Source organism: Pseudoalteromonas espejiana DSM 9414 (genome assembly GCF_002221525.1).
In the GTDB taxonomy this organism is placed as follows: domain Bacteria; phylum Pseudomonadota; class Gammaproteobacteria; order Enterobacterales; family Alteromonadaceae; genus Pseudoalteromonas; species Pseudoalteromonas espejiana.
The window spans coordinates 610325-625556 of the sequence record NZ_CP011028.1; the positions used below are offsets into that span (position 1 = coordinate 610325).

Below are 15232 nucleotides of genomic sequence, written 5' to 3' on the forward strand. Positions count from 1 at the left end.
GGCCAAAACTTAGGCAAAACGTTGAAATTTCTACCTCTTAAAGACTATTACCGCTCCCTGTTTGTTGCACTATTTGTTCCATTGTTTGTGGCTTTTTTATTGTGCCTGCATTTATATAACATCAAAGTTGATCGGGCTGTAGAAAAGCGCCAAGCCGATTTTGAGCAAGTATCAGCGCAAGTTACCCATATAATGAGTTCGGTTAACGACTTTTTTGATAATGCATTTATTTTATACCAGCAACCTGCGTTTGAGCATTTTAATCAAAATTTACTTGAAGGAATAAGCCAGTACGATAATTACTATTATCGCCACTTTAGTGAGCGCGGTGGTGAAATAGTTGGTAAGGGGCAATTTACATTTTCAAATAGGGCATTAATACAGTGGCAGCAAGCCAGTGCGCTTAGCCCAACTTTTAATACAGCATTATCGTTAATGCAGTCTTTATCAGCGGTAGCGTATGTTGATGAAGCTGGTTTTGCCTACGTTGTAAGGCGTAATAAAAGCCAAAGCGCCATGCTAACTGAAATTTTAAACGGAAATTTTAAGCCGTCCTTTACTCCTGGACAGCTAACCTCTAGCCCTATTGTAAAAATACGCGACAGCGCCTACTTTGCCATTGGGCGTAAAAGGCAGCCAAACTCATCCGACTATATAATTTTAATATACGATGTAGAAACCATGTCTAGCTGGCTTAAAAAGGTCGCACCGAGTGTGGGTGAGTATGTGTTTATGAACCAATCTCACCAGGTTATAGCCAGTTCGGTTAATCAGCTTAATGAAGCAACAGCGTTAAAAGATTATTGGCCGCAATTGAGTCATGACGATCAATCTTTGAATACTAAACATAAAACTGAAGCCCAATTTTTTATGCAAGCTATGGGTAACTTGCCTATACATGCCGCGTTTTATGAACCGCAGATAAAAGTAATTACGCCAATAAGGTACGAAGTACTTTTAGAGTTTGTATTTTTAACATTATTTTTAAGCTTAATGTTTGCGGTGTTTTTTTGGTTGAGCCAGCGCATATTTATTAGCCCTATGACCCATTTAATGCAATATTTTGAGCAAAATGATAATCCCAAAGCCACATTATCTAACTATCACATTCCTATAAATTGGCAGCCTTGGTTTTCAAAAGTTAAGCATGTGTTTGATAAAAACAAGCAGCTAGTTGAGTCGTTGCAAGTTGCCAACAAAGAGCTTGATGAACAACTGCAGTTACAATCTCAAAAGCTAAAGCGGAGTTACGAAGCTAAAGAGCGGCATTTAGCGCTATTAAATACAATGCTTAACAGCGTGCCAGACCTTATATATTTTAAAAATATAGATGGCTCATTTTTAGGTTGTAACAAAGCATTTGAGGCCTACGTAGGTAAAGAGCAGGCAACTTTAGTTGGCAAACGTATAGAAGACTTAGATAGCGACGATTTACAACTAAGCCTACTTGAAAAACAAGTGCTGCAAACCAAAAGTAGTATTCAACAGCGCATAGATAGTGCTGATAAATCGTACCAATTAACAATAGCGCCGTTTTATAACGAGCATCAGCATTTATTAGGCACAATGGGTATAGGGCGCGATATAACACAGCAGCAACAAACCTTATCGGCGTTAAAAGCATCAGAGTCTAAATTTAGAAGTGCGATAGAATTTGCTGCAAATAGTGTGGTGCTACTTTCGCTTGAACATACCATTTTACAGGTTAATAAAGCCGCCAGAAAGCTATTCTCACAGCAAGATATTTTAACTGGCGAGCCACTAAAAATGTTGTTTGATGAAGCGCAGTGGCAAGAAATTAAAAGCACATTATCTAAACTATTAGATGATAAAAAACGGGTTTACCATTTAACACTATCGCAAGGAAAGCTAGCAAGTTGGTTACAGCTAAGTGTTTCACTAGTGTGGGATGAAAATCGCGACCCTTCGTATTATGTAATTCATATTCAAGATATTAGTGCACTTACAAAAGCGAAGCATGATGCTGAACGCGCCACCATAGCTAAAAGCCGTTTTATTGCTAACTTAAGCCACGAAATAAGAACACCGCTTAACGCAGTGCTTGGCTTGTTAGATATGATTGTTGAGCAGGGCTTAACCAATAAACAGCTGTCACAAACCAAACAAGCTAAAAATGCAGCGCAAAGCCTGCTGTTAATGCTCAATAGAATGTTAGATTTTGCCCGGGTAGAAAGCGCGCAAGCGCAGCTTAAGCTTGTGCCATTTTGTTTAGTTGAACTGATTGATATCTGCGAGAGCCTAACGGCGCCGCTATGCCAAAATAAAGGGCTAACTTTTAATATCGAAATAGACCCTCTAATTACCCCTGCACTTATTGGTGATTCAATACGCTTACAGCAAATATTAGGTAACCTACTGACTAATGCCGTTAAATTTACCGATAAGGGCAGCATAACCTTAAAAATGCAGCTTGAAGAAAATGACACCCTAGAGCAGCAACGTATTTGTTTTCATGTGATAGACAGTGGCGTAGGTATTGCTAAAGCGGACCAAAGACGATTATTTGATGCCTTTACACAAGGCGATGAGTCTTCAACACGCATTCACCAAGGGGTTGGTTTAGGGCTCGCTATAGTTAAGCACGGTGTGGCTTTAATGGGCGGAGAAATTGCCATTAATAGTGATAAAGGTAAAGGGTGTGAGTTTTACTTTACTCTTTCACTTGCGGTCGATAACACTAAAAATACCGAATTTTTACCTAATACCTTAGCAATTGTTAGCGATGAAACGCAGCAATTGAATGAAGTTGTTAATGCGTACTCGCAATTGCAGGCTATTAACCTAGAGGATGCTCTTCGCTATCCTATTAAGCTTGCAGATGCGCAGCAGTTAATTGTTGATGAAACAACGTTAAGTGAATTATTAAGTATTGAGTCTATAAACGAAACACTTACTTCAAACTCTTACCCTGTGGTTGTTATTAACCACGAACACACCTTAGCTTTGCCAAATACAACAAAAATTAATGCGCAGCATGTTAAAGCAACGGCGTTAACTCAACGTTTGTTTAACCTAAATGCTAACAAAGGACGTGAGTTAATAAAGCCGCATGAAAAAATTGAGGAAATAAAAAAGGATGTATCGGGTCTTCTTATTATGGCGGTTGACGATAACCCTTTAAATTTAGAAATTATTGGTAGTGTTCTAAAACAAGCGCACGTTAATGTAATAACAGTAACCAATGCACCTGATGCAATAGAGCTATTACAAACATTAAAACCTGATTTAATTTTAATGGATGTGCAAATGCCGCATATTGATGGCTGCCAAGCTACGCAGTTAATTCGCCAACAGTTTGACGCCCGCCAACTGCCTATTTTTGCGTTAACTGCGCATTGCGAACCTGCAGATGTTGAACGATCTTTAAATAGTGGCATGAACAAGCATTTAACTAAGCCAGTTGTTGCATCGGTATTGCTTGACGCAATAAGGGATGTGGACTTTGCTAAGCCTAAGTTTTACGACCAAACATTTGCACTAACACAATTTAATTTTGACGAGAACTTACTAGCCACTATGGTTGGTAAATTTGCAAGACTATGTGAAACCCAACTTGAGCAAATTGAAGAGAATACTCAAAAAGATGAGGTGGTACGCTTAGTGCATAGTATAAAAGGGGTTGCAGGAAACTTAGGATTTATAAGGCTTTCACTGTGTGCAAAACAATGTGAAACGCACCTTAAAACCACAAATGAACCTATTCAGCAAACTTTAAAAGAGCTAGTAGTACAGTTAAAGCAAGTGATCATTTTTATTGAAACCTTAGGGGGGCGGGATGCCGAAAAAAGCTAAAATATTGATTGTTGATGACGATCCATTAAATAGGCTAGTGCTTGAAAAAACATTGGGTCAAGATCACGACGTATTTTTAGTTGATAGCGGCGAAAAAGCACTCACTTTTACTAAATCTAATCAAGTGGACTTAATCATACTCGATGTAGTGATGCCAGGTATTGATGGTTATGAAGTGCTTGTACAGCTAAAAGAAAACCCGATTACTCAATCTATTCCTATTATTTTTATATCTGCCAATAATAGCCATACAGACGAAGCTAAAGGACTTGAACTTGGCGCAATGGATTACATAACCAAACCATTTAATGCATCCATAGTAAAAGTGCGAGTGCGTAATCAGTTACTTATTAAGCAAAAAAATGATTTGCTTGAAATGCTTGCCTCTATTGATGGCTTAACGGAAATCCCTAACAGGCGCTACCTAGACGAAAACCTCTCGCGTGAGTGGCGTAGAAGCAAGCGCAATGGTTCGTGCTTATCTGTTTTGTTAATGGATATCGATCATTTTAAGCGTTACAACGACTGTTATGGGCATCGTGCTGGTGATGAATGTTTGAAGCAAGTGGCCCAAGCGCTCGCTGCTCAATGTGAGCGAAGTACTGACTTTATAGCGCGCTATGGTGGTGAAGAGTTTGCTGCAGTCTTACCTGATGTGAATAAACAACAAGCACAGGCATTTGCACAAAAATTAAGAAAAGCGGTTCATGATCTTAATATAGAACATAAAGCGTCTTTAAATGCAGAGCACATAACGATAAGTATTGGTATCGCGAGTATGGAAAACGGCAATGCAAGTGCAGAGCAAGCTTTACTAGAACAAGCAGATTTAGGTTTATACGCCGCGAAAGATGCAGGGCGAGATCAAGTTTTCGCTGTTAATTTGTAGCCAAAAGGTATTAAATATATAAAAAAACGCCACTATTGTGGCGTTTTTTGCTTTTTACTAGGCGCTATTATTTTGCAATCATGTTTAAAGCACTTTCACCAACACCTACTAATTTATCATTCTTAAATACTAGCGGTGTGCATTCATCTTTTGTAGTTTTGCTATCAGAGTGAATACTGTGGGTAGCATAAAAAAGAACTTGGTATACATCGTCGTCTTTTTTTAGTAGCTCAGTAAAGCTAGGTGTTTTTAATTGTGCTAACACCGACTGGTAGCTGCTATCCATTTTTAAGTCGGCAATCACTTCACGGTTCTTTTTATGATGATGTTGCCAGCTAGAAGAGCCACTGCCTGCCCAATGTGAATCGGCTTCGCCATCTGATACGGCAATAACACAACCGGTTAAAAATGGGGCGATAAGTGCAGCAGCTAATAAAGATTTTTTCATTGTTGTCTTCCTTAAATAAGTTTTTATTAATTTATTTACTCATATAAGGCAATTAACAGGCCAAAATAATAATTCATTAAAATTCAAATGGTTAAATTTTAAAGGCTGTTTTTAAATGTGTGTTTATAAAAAACATTAGTAAAAACAGCCATATTTTAGTTTTTTTAACGACTACCTTTTAAACTAAGCGATTACGTGCCTCGTTGTTGCTAAATGCAGTTATATTTAAGCTAACCTCGTTAATTAAACGCACAATAGACTCAGTACTTGCCCATGCAATATGCGGAGTAAGTAATAGGTTGTTACCTGTATAATTAGCAAGTGGGTTTGTATGCTCTGCAGGCTCTTTGGTCAGCACATCAACGCCGGCACCCGCAATTAAGTTTTGCTCAAGTGCTGTGGTTAAATCAGCTTCGTTAATAATTCCGCCGCGGGCTGTGTTAATAATAATAGCGCTTGGCTTCATCATTTTAAGTTCTGCAAGGGATATTAAGTCGCGGGTTTCATCGCTAAGCGGGCAGTGTACGCTGATAATATCGGCTGTTTTTAGAACTTCTTCAAATGCCGTGCGACCTTCTCTACATGGGGCACCTTTGCGCTCAGCTATCACTACTGTGGCACCAAATGCTTGCGCTACGTTAGCCACCCCTTTACCGAGTGTACCGCCGCCAATAATGGCAAAGGTTTTGCCTTGTAAATCGTTAAAGCTGTAGTCTAATCTACAAAACATCTCGCTTTTTTGCCATGCACCTTGCTGGCAGTCAGCTTGGTAGCGGTGTGTGTTGCCAAGTAAGTTAGTAACTAACGAGAAGGTATGCTGCACAACAGAAGGCGTTGAGTAACCAGCAACATTTGTTACGGCAATTCCAAATTCTTCAGCGGCTTTTAAATCTACGTTATTAGTACCTGTTGCGCTTACACAAATTAATTTTAGCTGTTTAAGTTGGCTAATGGTGTCACGATTTAATACCACCTTATTGGTAATAAGCACATCAGCGCCTTGGCTGTGTTCTACAACTTGTTCTGGCGATGTGAGCTCATAGGTAGTGAGCTCGCCTAATTCTTCAATACAGGTTAAAGATGTTTTAGCTAAAGTGGCGTTATCGAGAATGGTGATTTTCATCGTGTGTCCTATCAATATGCGTACAATAAAATTGCGAGAGGAGCTAAGGTACTACGAAAAAATCCCTTTGTTAATGCTATTACTACCAAATGATTAGGTGTATTTATTTTTTGAGGTTAAATTTAACCCCGTGATGGGTATTTTAATAAAGCAGAGATAGAGTCGCTTTGACGCAAAATACCTATGCAATATACACAGGGTTAATTAATGTGGCTGGTCTGCCCACTGAATAAGGCATATCATGATATTTTACCCTGCTAAATAGCTGGGCAGGTATAAGAGTGAATAAGTTTAACCTAGCACTCAGTTAATTTATAAAAACAGTGCACCAATGCTCCTTTGTGTGGTCATACAGTTAATGAACACAATTAAGATAAGTAAGCATGCCTTAGTGGCTATTTCTTATTTAAGAGTGGCTGAGTTATAATCAAATTATTATATAAGCGGTACGTTTTTACGTGCCGTTTTTTAACATTGTAGATGCAGTAATGAGTGAATTAGAAGATAAGTACGCAGACATAAGACCATACAACGACGATGAAGTTGCGGCCTCGTTAGCGCGGTTAATTAACGATAACGCGTTTATTGATGTAATAGCTAAGTACAATTTACCACGCTTTATATCCGCTATGCCTTTTATTGCTCGCACACTGGTGAGAAGCCAGTTACGAAAAAAATGGGGCAAATTTACAACCGTTGAAGATGTGCAAAACGAAGTTGCGCAGTATTTAGATAAGCTTGTTAAGCGCACCACATCTAAAGTAACGTTTTCGGGACTTGATAAGCTAGACCCACAGCAGGCTTACTTATTTATATCAAACCACCGTGACATAGTGCTTGACCCTGCACTTGTAAACTGGGGTTTATATCAGCATAAAATGAAAACAGTACGTATAGCCATTGGTGATAACCTATTGCAAATTCCGTACATCACAGAGCTTATGCGGTTAAATAAAAGCTTTATTGTAAAGCGCTCAGCTAAAGCACCAAAAGAGATGCTTAAAGCACTTACGCAGTTGTCATCTTATATTTATGACTCTTTAACCGCTGGAAACTCTATCTGGATTGCACAAAAAGAAGGGCGTGCTAAAGATGGATTTGATCAAACAGATCCGGCGCTGTTAAAAATGCTTCAACTTAATGGGCGCAAGCAAAAGAAAGAGTTTGGTGAATACATTAAAGAGCTTAAAATTGTTCCTGTGTCTATTTCGTATCAGTACGAGCCATGCGCTATTGCAAAAGCAAAAGAGCTTTATCATAAACAGCACCACGGCGAATATGTAAAATCAGCCGGTGAAGATATAGCCAGTATTGTTGAAGGTTTCAGCACAGCTAAAGGGCATGTACATTTAGCATTCGGAAAGCCTATTGATACTGACTGTAATGATGCAGATGAGCTTGCGCAAACAATTGATAAACAAATTGTAGACTCGTTTTATTTGCACCCAGGAAACTACATTGCTGGTGGCTGCAAACAAGCTGTTATTGATGAACCCGACACCGCTACTTTTGAGCAGCGTTTAGCACTTGTGCCAGAAGAATTAAAACCGCTAGTTTTGGCTATGTATGCAAAGCCATTTCAACGCAAAACGCAAATAAGTGAAGAGCTCAAGTAGTAATACAGCCTCAGATTTTAAAAGCAGCCATTACGCTGCTTTTTTTTTGCGCATAAATAACGCTATACTCATATAAAGCAATTATTTTACTGAGGAGGGGCAATGCAACAAATTGAAATATTTGATATTCCCAGTCCTTGTAAAAGTATTTGCCAAGTAAATAACCGAGGGTATTGTAAAGGTTGTTACCGAAGCCGCGATGAACGCTTTAACTGGAATACGCTTACCAATGCACAAAAAAAGAAGGTATTGAGCCTATGCCAACAACGTTACAAGCGTTATTTACAAAAACGCCAGCAAGCACAACAGCAATCAACTATTGAAAAACAACAAGGGTTTGAATTTTAACCGTGTAGTTAAATTAGTATGCATTAATGTAAATTGTACTTTGCCCGCAGAGCTTGAGTGGTGCCGTTATTATTTAATTTTTTTAATGCTGCTAATAGCTTAGGCGCTAATTCTGCATGTTTTTTATGGATGTAGTGGTACAGCGAAAACGTATTTAAAAGTTGTTTTTGCATACAGGTTTCGGGTAATTCTAAATTAGCTTTAGGCAATACAAAGTCAAGCATAATAGCGCCTTCTACCTTTTTTTGTGCCAGTAGATTAAGTTGGGTCGAAATGTTTTTTACTTCAATCACTTTACCTTTAAAGTGCGTACTCTCTAAGTAATGCTGTTGTACAGGATAGCCTGATAAAATCGCCACGTTTTGTAACATATTTAGGGTGTTTGGTTGGCAGTTTTTAAATAGCATTAGCTTGTAATCAAATAATACATAATTGACTCTAATGAGATTTTTATTTTCTGCTTCAATGCTAATATCGCGACCAAGTTGACCATCTAATACACCATTATTGGCAGCCAATAATGCATTTTGTCGGCTAAAATCAATTAAGTGAATTTCGTAATTAAGCTCTTTATAGGCAAGTGATAGTAAAGCTAAAGCATAGCTGGCCTGAGGTGAGTCGGTTGGGCGATTAAATATAACACTATTATGATGAGCTACTGCGACTTTACTAAAAAGCAAAACTATTAATAAAAACAAAGTATTAATTTGTGACTGCAAGGTTAATTCCGTTTAATATAATAATACCAATCCTGAAATAGATTACTTAATTAAGCAGATTGGTATAACAAGGTCAATTACGAGGGCGAATAGTAGCAAATAGCATGCTTTTTGCCCATGATTGTCGCTTTTTAAACAGTAATTAGTGCTATTTATAAGTATAATAATTACGTATTAATAATCGTACTTAGGAGTGTTTGTGAGTTTTAATTTATGTGCCTTGCCACGCGAGCAAAAATATCAAATTCAGTTAGATTACGAGGCTTCATTTTGGGCTTACCAAATAAAACGTAATAAAAAAACACGCGAGCAAGTTTATAACGCTATTCATAGCCGTCCGGTAGCGGAGCAAATGTTTTTAAAGCAGCAATTTGAGCAGTATCTGGCGTTAATGCTAAGCTAAACATGTACACAGTACAAAAAATAGACGCACTTAAAACTCCATTAGTAAATAAGTTTTATGCAAGTTATAGCGTTCGAGGACGTGCAAACAAGCAAGATAGCGCATGGGTTGTTTACAGCAATATGCAAATAGTTGCTGCATGTCGGGTGCAACAAAAAAGCAATTTTTTATTTTTATCTACGGTTTTTGTATCACCAGAACATCGTAATAAAGGGCTTGCAAAGCAACTTATAAGCACGGTTGTAAAGCAGCAAAGTGCGGTACTTTATACTTTTGCTTATAAAAATATTGCGGCCCTATACTGTGGTATTGGTTTTAGCCAAGTATTAACTTACACTCCTGAGTTAAAAGCACTTTTTGATATTTATGCTCATAGAGATATAGTAGCCCTAAAGTCCCCATAACAATAAAAAATATGGAATAAGCCATGAGTAAAGGCGTTAACTGGATCATTAGTTGCTTTATAGCCCTCAGCGCTATTGTAAGCTGCCATGTAGGCGCACAAGTTAAACGTTTATCCCCAAGCGAAGGCCTTTCACAAAGCTACGTAAATACCATGCTTTTAGATAATAATGGTTATTTGTGGCTTTCTACCGAAGGTGGACTAAACCGCTACGATGGTTATCAGGTTATTTCAATCAATGGGCCAAATGGCGAGCTTGAAGAAGCAATTATCGACTGTATATATCAAGACCCAGCGGGCAATATATGGATTGCTTCTTTATTAGCTGGGTTATTTAAATATGACCCAAGTACCGATACTTACCAACAATTCATATCTCAGCCTACCAGTGAAAAGCAAATTTTAAGTCAGTCTGTGTTTAGTATGGCTGCGGTTGATGACAAAACGTTATGGATAGGGCGTGGTCGCGACTTTGCAAAATTAGATACGCAAACAGGCGAAATTAGCAGTTTATTTGAGCTACCAAAAGAGTACGAAAACACCTTAGTTAGAGAGCTCTTTCATTACAATGGTTATATTTTTATAGGTACTAGCCATGGCGCCTTTGTATTCGATATTGCTTCTGAGCAAATAAGGCCCTTAGAGCACCTAAAAGGTGAAGCGGAACATATTTATCAAAATAACGTGAAGTCTTTTTCAGTTATTGAAAACAACCAATTGCTTGTCGGTACAGTAAAAGGGTTATATCAGGTAGATATAAGTGATTTACCCGGTATGTTTGAGCGCCCCGACTTACCATTTAAAAACCAAGCACTTATAGCTGATCTTAATGTTTGGCGAATCATTAATGAGCACGGAAAATTAGATCTTGCTACTAATAAGGGGTTATTTAAATTTGATTTAGCTAGCAAAGAGCTTGTTAAAAATACACGTATTACGCAAAGTAAATACAGCCTTTCTGATACCAGTATGATTGATATGGTAAAAGATAAATCGGGCGGTTATTGGTTAGCTACAAAAACCGACGGGGCATTTTATTTATCTAACAATAAATACCACTTTAGCAATATAGACGGGAGCCAATTGGGCGGCGATGGTTTGTCGCACCCATCCGTGTGGGGAATAACCGAATATAACGATGCGCTTTGGCTCGCAACGCATAATGGTTTAACCAAAATCGACTTAAGCACTAACACCAGTAAGGTTTACTTAAAAAATTATAAAGTCGACTTACTTACTACTGAGTTTAGTATTTACGAAATTATCCCCTATAAAGATAAGCTATGGCTACATACAAACCGAGGCTTATTTGAGTTTGACCCTACAACGTACCAAATTAACGAACCGACCATAAAAAATGCTAAAAATAGAGAGCTAATAGAGGGCTGGGTTCATGGCGTTACACTTATGCCAAATGGCGATTTGTACTATGTGCACTCGGACCACGGTATGTTTGTATATAACATAGATAGCCAAAGTATAACCCGACTAGAAGGTGCGTTTAGTAGTATAGAGCCGTTTTTAGCACATGGTTTTTCACCTGCACTGGCCACTAAGCCTAATATGCCGCTATTTTTTAATGCCGGTATTTTGTATCAAGTAAACCCAAAAACGCTTACATTAAACACTATTTATAAAGTGCCTAAGCAGCATGAAAATGTAGCGATTAACGTGCTTTCATACGTACTTGATAACAATAAAATTTTATGGATATCGCTATCTAACTTTGGCTTAATAGGTCTTGATGCAACCACTTATAAACTTGTTCATACTATTGATTTAGAAAAAAATAAGTTAGGCACATTACTGTACGATATGGTGCTTGATGACGATGGCATGATATGGATGAGTAGCCACAAAGGTATTTGGCGATTAAACCCTGAAACCCTTCATTTTCAACAGTTTACTACAACAGAAGGGCTGCTTTCTGCAGAGTTTAATAGCAGTGCAATGGCGCATTTAAAAGACGGCCGTATTGCTTATGGTAGTCTCAAAGGAATTACCTATTTCCACCCAATGGAAAATCAGAACTACCACTCATTAATTGATCACGTAAATATAACGCGAGTTGATTTAATGTCGCGCGACTTATCTATCGATTTAAAGCAGCCATTAAAAGAGCTTGTTCTTAATCATGACGACATTGGCTTAGAAGTGGCTTTTTCAGCGATGGCGTTTAGTTACCAAGAGCGCATTATTTACGAGTATCAGCTCGATAACGGACAAAAAACCTATACGCGTAATAATAATAGGGTGCTATTTCCTAAGTTAAACCCCGGTAACTATCAATTAAAGGTGTGGGCAAAAGATCCCTTAACCGGTGAATACACACCACCTGCAATTTTAAAAATTCGTGTTAAATACCCTTTATGGCGCGCCCCATATTTTATGGTGCTCTATGGCGTACTATTGATTGCCTTTATCGCCTTTTGGGTTATGCGCCGCAATAAAGTGCAGCGCATATTAATGGCTGCTAATAAAGAAAGTAAAGAAAGCGAAGCGCGTTTAAAGCTGGCCTTAGAGGGTAGTGAGTCGGGCATGTGGGACTGGCAATCATCATCTACAAGTATTTATCAGCCTCGCTTATGTAGCGAACTTGGATATCAGCAAGAAAGCGTTAGCCTTGATGACTACCTTGCTAAAATTCACCCTCAAGATAAGGCATTGTTTAGGCTAGAGTGGTTAGAGTTTTTATCAACAGATAAAGGCTATTTTAACTGCACTTATCGCCTTCGCCACGCTAAAGGTTACTGGCGTTGGTATAAAGATTTTGGCAAGGTTGTTGAGTGGAATGGCCAATTACCCAAAAAAGTAGCGGGTACTTACACCAACATGACCCGCGAAATGGTGTTTGAAGAACATGCTCGCTTATTTACCGCCGCGTTTGAGCAAACCCGAGATTGGGTATTTATACTAGATAAAAACTTTACTATTCGTGCCTCTAACAAAGCGTTGCAAACCGCCTTTAACTTTCCAAGTGAGCCACGCTCTAGCCGTGCGTTAAATTTAGGTATTTCACGTAGTAGCCAGTTTGATTATTTACGTATTATGCAAAAGCTCAGCGTTGGCGAGCATTTTTCGTGTGAAGACTTAGTTACACTTGCCGGTGGCGAGCAGCGCCACGTATTAGTTAAAATTAGCGCGGTTGCCGACACTGAGCAGCGCCTGAGTAGCTACGTGATCATTTTAACCGATATACATGCGCAAAAAATGGCTGAAAACGAACTTCATATATTAGCCAATTACGACTCGCTGACCGGTTTACCTAATCGTATGCTGTTTAACGATAGGGTTGAACACGCAATTGAGCAAGCACAGCACCACGACTGTAAAGTGGCCATGCTGCATATAAATATTAAGCGCTTTAAATATTTTAACGATTCGTTTGGTCGTGAAGCTGCCGATGAGTTAATTAAACAGGTTGCTAAGCGAATCAAACGCTCATTGCGTCCATCGGGCAGTGTGGCACGTTTTGGTGGCGATGAATTTGTTGTGCTTGTTGAAGATGTACAGCAAATTGAAGAGGTACTCCTTATTTGCTCTAGGTTAATAGAGTCTGTTTGCCAAAATATGCAGTGTAATGATCAAGTAGTAAACATTAATTTGAGCATTGGTGTGGCAATAGCACCCGATGATGCCACAGAGCATGGTGCACTTCTTAAAGCGGCGAGCATAGCGCTTTATCATGCAAAAGAGTCGCTAGAGAGCAGTTATAAATTTTATAAGCAAGAAATGAATCAGCATGTTCAAAAAGCACTGCACTTAGAGTCTTTATTAACTAAAGCATATCAAGAGCATGAGTTTTGTAACTACTATCAGCCTATTGTTAACGCTACAACTCAAAAAACAGAAGGCTTTGAAGTGCTACTGCGTTGGCCTGAAAACAACTTAGTTAATACTCAAGAGTTTTCGCTTGCAGCAGAAGGAATAGGGTTAATTACTAAAATTATGCTGCAAACATTTGCGCGTGCCTTACAAGAGCTTAAGAAGTGGCGTGAAGCCTCTCCTAATTTATACCTATCTATAAACCTATCTGCGCTTGATTTTGAGTACGAAGAACTTGTAACAGAAATACATAAAGCGCTCACAAAAGCCGATATCCCCTCAGACGCCATTGTGTTTGAAATTACAGAGTCGATTTTAATGCGCGATTCTAAACATGCCTTACACAGTATGGAGCTACTTAAAAAGCTAGGTTGCAGGCTTTATATGGATGATTTTGGAACAGGGTATGCGTCACTTACTTATTTAAAGCGCTTTCCTATCGATGTGTTAAAAATAGACCGCAGCTTTGTTCAAGACATTGGGGTAGACTCTGATGATGAAGCAATTATTCAATCAACGCTTACTTTGGCGCACAGCTTAGGAAAAGAATGTGTGGCAGAAGGTATTGAAACTAAACAGCAGCTGCACTTTTTAAAGCAGTTAGGCTGTAATCACTTTCAGGGTTATTTATTTAGTAAGCCAGCGCCTAAAGATGAAGTACTTGCGCTTGTTACAAAAGATTGGAGCGCCGTATTTAGCCAATAATTTTATATATATTATTGGCGTTTTCCGCAGTGGCGACAAAATAAGTGGCTATTACGTTGGTTAAGCTGAGTTTTTATAGCTTTATTTGCCTCAAGTTTACTTAAACCCAGTTTATAGCGAAGTTCTTCTAAGTGCATACGCTGTGAGTCATCTAAGTTGCCGTCATGGAGCTGTTCATGTACGGCGTCTTCAAAAAACTGACGACGTTTACGAATTTGCTCTGAAAAACTCGATGCGAGTAAACCCGTAGGGATTGCCACCATTCCCATGCTCACTAAGGTGATCACCCCACCAAATAGCTTACCTACAGGGGTAATGGGCACAACATCACCATAACCTACCGTGGTAAGCGTAGCCATAGCCCACCACATAGCCGCAGGGATAGAGCCAAATTTATCAGGTTGTATGTCGTGCTCTAATAAATAAATGCCACACGAGGCGAGTATAAGCACCACCGACATAATAAAAAAAGCTGCTAGTAATGAGCTGCCCTCATCTTTAAATGCTTGTAATAACAACTGCATTGCACGAGAGTAACGAGTTAGCTTAAATACCCTTAACAGCCTTAATACCCGTAAAAAACGTAGATCCAGCGGAAATAAAAACATCAGCAAGCTTGGTAATATGGCAATTAGGTCAATAAGGGCCAGCGGCGATAAAAAATAGTGTAAGCGGCGTTTAGCATTTGAACCTTCAATGGCGGCGTACTTACTTTTATCTACACTGGCCCAAAGTCTTGCAAGGTATTCAAGGCTAAAAATAGCCACCGAGATCACTTCTAATAGTAAAAACTGCGTATAGTAGCGCTCATTAATACTTGGTACTGACTCTAATACAATGGCAATCACATTGATCATGATTAAACTAATAAGCGCTACATCGAGCCTATGCCCGGCTTTTTGGTAATCGCCGGTACCTTCAAAAAGGCGTGCCATTTTTT

11 protein-coding genes are annotated in these 15232 nt (G+C 38.8%); 7 read left to right on the forward strand and 4 right to left on the reverse strand.

The features are described from left to right. Window positions 1-21: 21 nt before the first annotated feature. Window positions 22-3813, forward strand: a complete 3792-nt coding sequence (locus tag PESP_RS02740; protein WP_089346667.1) for a PAS domain-containing hybrid sensor histidine kinase/response regulator — start codon at window positions 22-24, stop codon at window positions 3811-3813. Continuing rightward, a complete protein-coding gene (locus tag PESP_RS02745) occupies window positions 3797-4702 on the forward strand; it encodes a diguanylate cyclase domain-containing protein (protein ID WP_089346668.1) in 906 nt (301 codons plus the stop codon). The genes PESP_RS02740 and PESP_RS02745 overlap by 17 nt, the downstream gene beginning before the upstream one ends. Window positions 4703-4769: 67 nt before the next feature. Here PESP_RS02745 and PESP_RS02750 read toward each other — a convergent pair whose 3' ends face one another. Then, a complete protein-coding gene (locus PESP_RS02750; protein WP_089346669.1) occupies window positions 4770-5150 on the reverse strand; it encodes a DUF3192 domain-containing protein in 381 nt (126 codons plus the stop codon). 178 nt (window positions 5151-5328) lie between these two features. After that, the gene (locus PESP_RS02755; protein WP_089346670.1) at window positions 5329-6273 is read right to left on the reverse strand and encodes a D-2-hydroxyacid dehydrogenase; all 945 of its coding nucleotides are present in this window, start codon (window positions 6271-6273) and stop codon (window positions 5329-5331) included. Window positions 6274-6761: 488 nt separating this feature from the next. On the opposite strand from PESP_RS02755, the gene PESP_RS02760 reads away from it, so the two are divergent. Together PESP_RS02760 and PESP_RS02765 are read left to right on the forward strand one after the other, a co-directional pair. Next, window positions 6762-7889, forward strand: a complete 1128-nt coding sequence (locus PESP_RS02760) for a lysophospholipid acyltransferase family protein (RefSeq protein WP_089349088.1) — start codon at window positions 6762-6764, stop codon at window positions 7887-7889. Between the two features lie 102 nt (window positions 7890-7991). Continuing rightward, the gene (locus PESP_RS02765) at window positions 7992-8237 is read left to right on the forward strand and encodes a DUF1289 domain-containing protein (protein ID WP_089346671.1); all 246 of its coding nucleotides are present in this window, start codon (window positions 7992-7994) and stop codon (window positions 8235-8237) included. Window positions 8238-8260: 23 nt separating this feature from the next. Here the strand turns inward: PESP_RS02765 and PESP_RS02770 are convergent, their stop codons facing one another. Then, the gene (locus PESP_RS02770; protein ID WP_089346672.1) at window positions 8261-8956 is read right to left on the reverse strand and encodes a type 2 periplasmic-binding domain-containing protein; all 696 of its coding nucleotides are present in this window, start codon (window positions 8954-8956) and stop codon (window positions 8261-8263) included. 199 nt (window positions 8957-9155) lie between these two features. Here PESP_RS02770 and PESP_RS02775 point away from each other — a divergent pair, with 199 nt between their 5' ends. From PESP_RS02775 to PESP_RS02785, 3 genes are read left to right on the forward strand one after another with little or no spacing between them, the layout of a single operon-like run. After that, window positions 9156-9359: a DUF3283 family protein gene (locus PESP_RS02775; RefSeq protein WP_089346673.1), complete on the forward strand. Its 204-nt coding sequence runs from the start codon at window positions 9156-9158 to the stop codon at window positions 9357-9359. A 2-nt stretch (window positions 9360-9361) separates the two neighbouring features. Further along, window positions 9362-9763 carry a GNAT family N-acetyltransferase gene (locus tag PESP_RS02780; protein ID WP_089346674.1) on the forward strand — a complete coding sequence of 134 codons (402 nt, stop codon included), beginning with the start codon at window positions 9362-9364 and terminating at the stop codon, window positions 9761-9763. A 23-nt stretch (window positions 9764-9786) separates the two neighbouring features. Beyond that, window positions 9787-14292: an EAL domain-containing protein gene (locus PESP_RS02785; RefSeq protein ID WP_089346675.1), complete on the forward strand. Its 4506-nt coding sequence runs from the start codon at window positions 9787-9789 to the stop codon at window positions 14290-14292. Window positions 14293-14303: 11 nt separating this feature from the next. Here the strand turns inward: PESP_RS02785 and PESP_RS02790 are convergent, their stop codons facing one another. Then, entirely contained in the window at window positions 14304-15227 is a 924-nt protein-coding gene (locus tag PESP_RS02790) for an ion transporter (protein ID WP_089346676.1), read from the reverse strand. Window positions 15228-15232 lie beyond the last annotated feature (5 nt).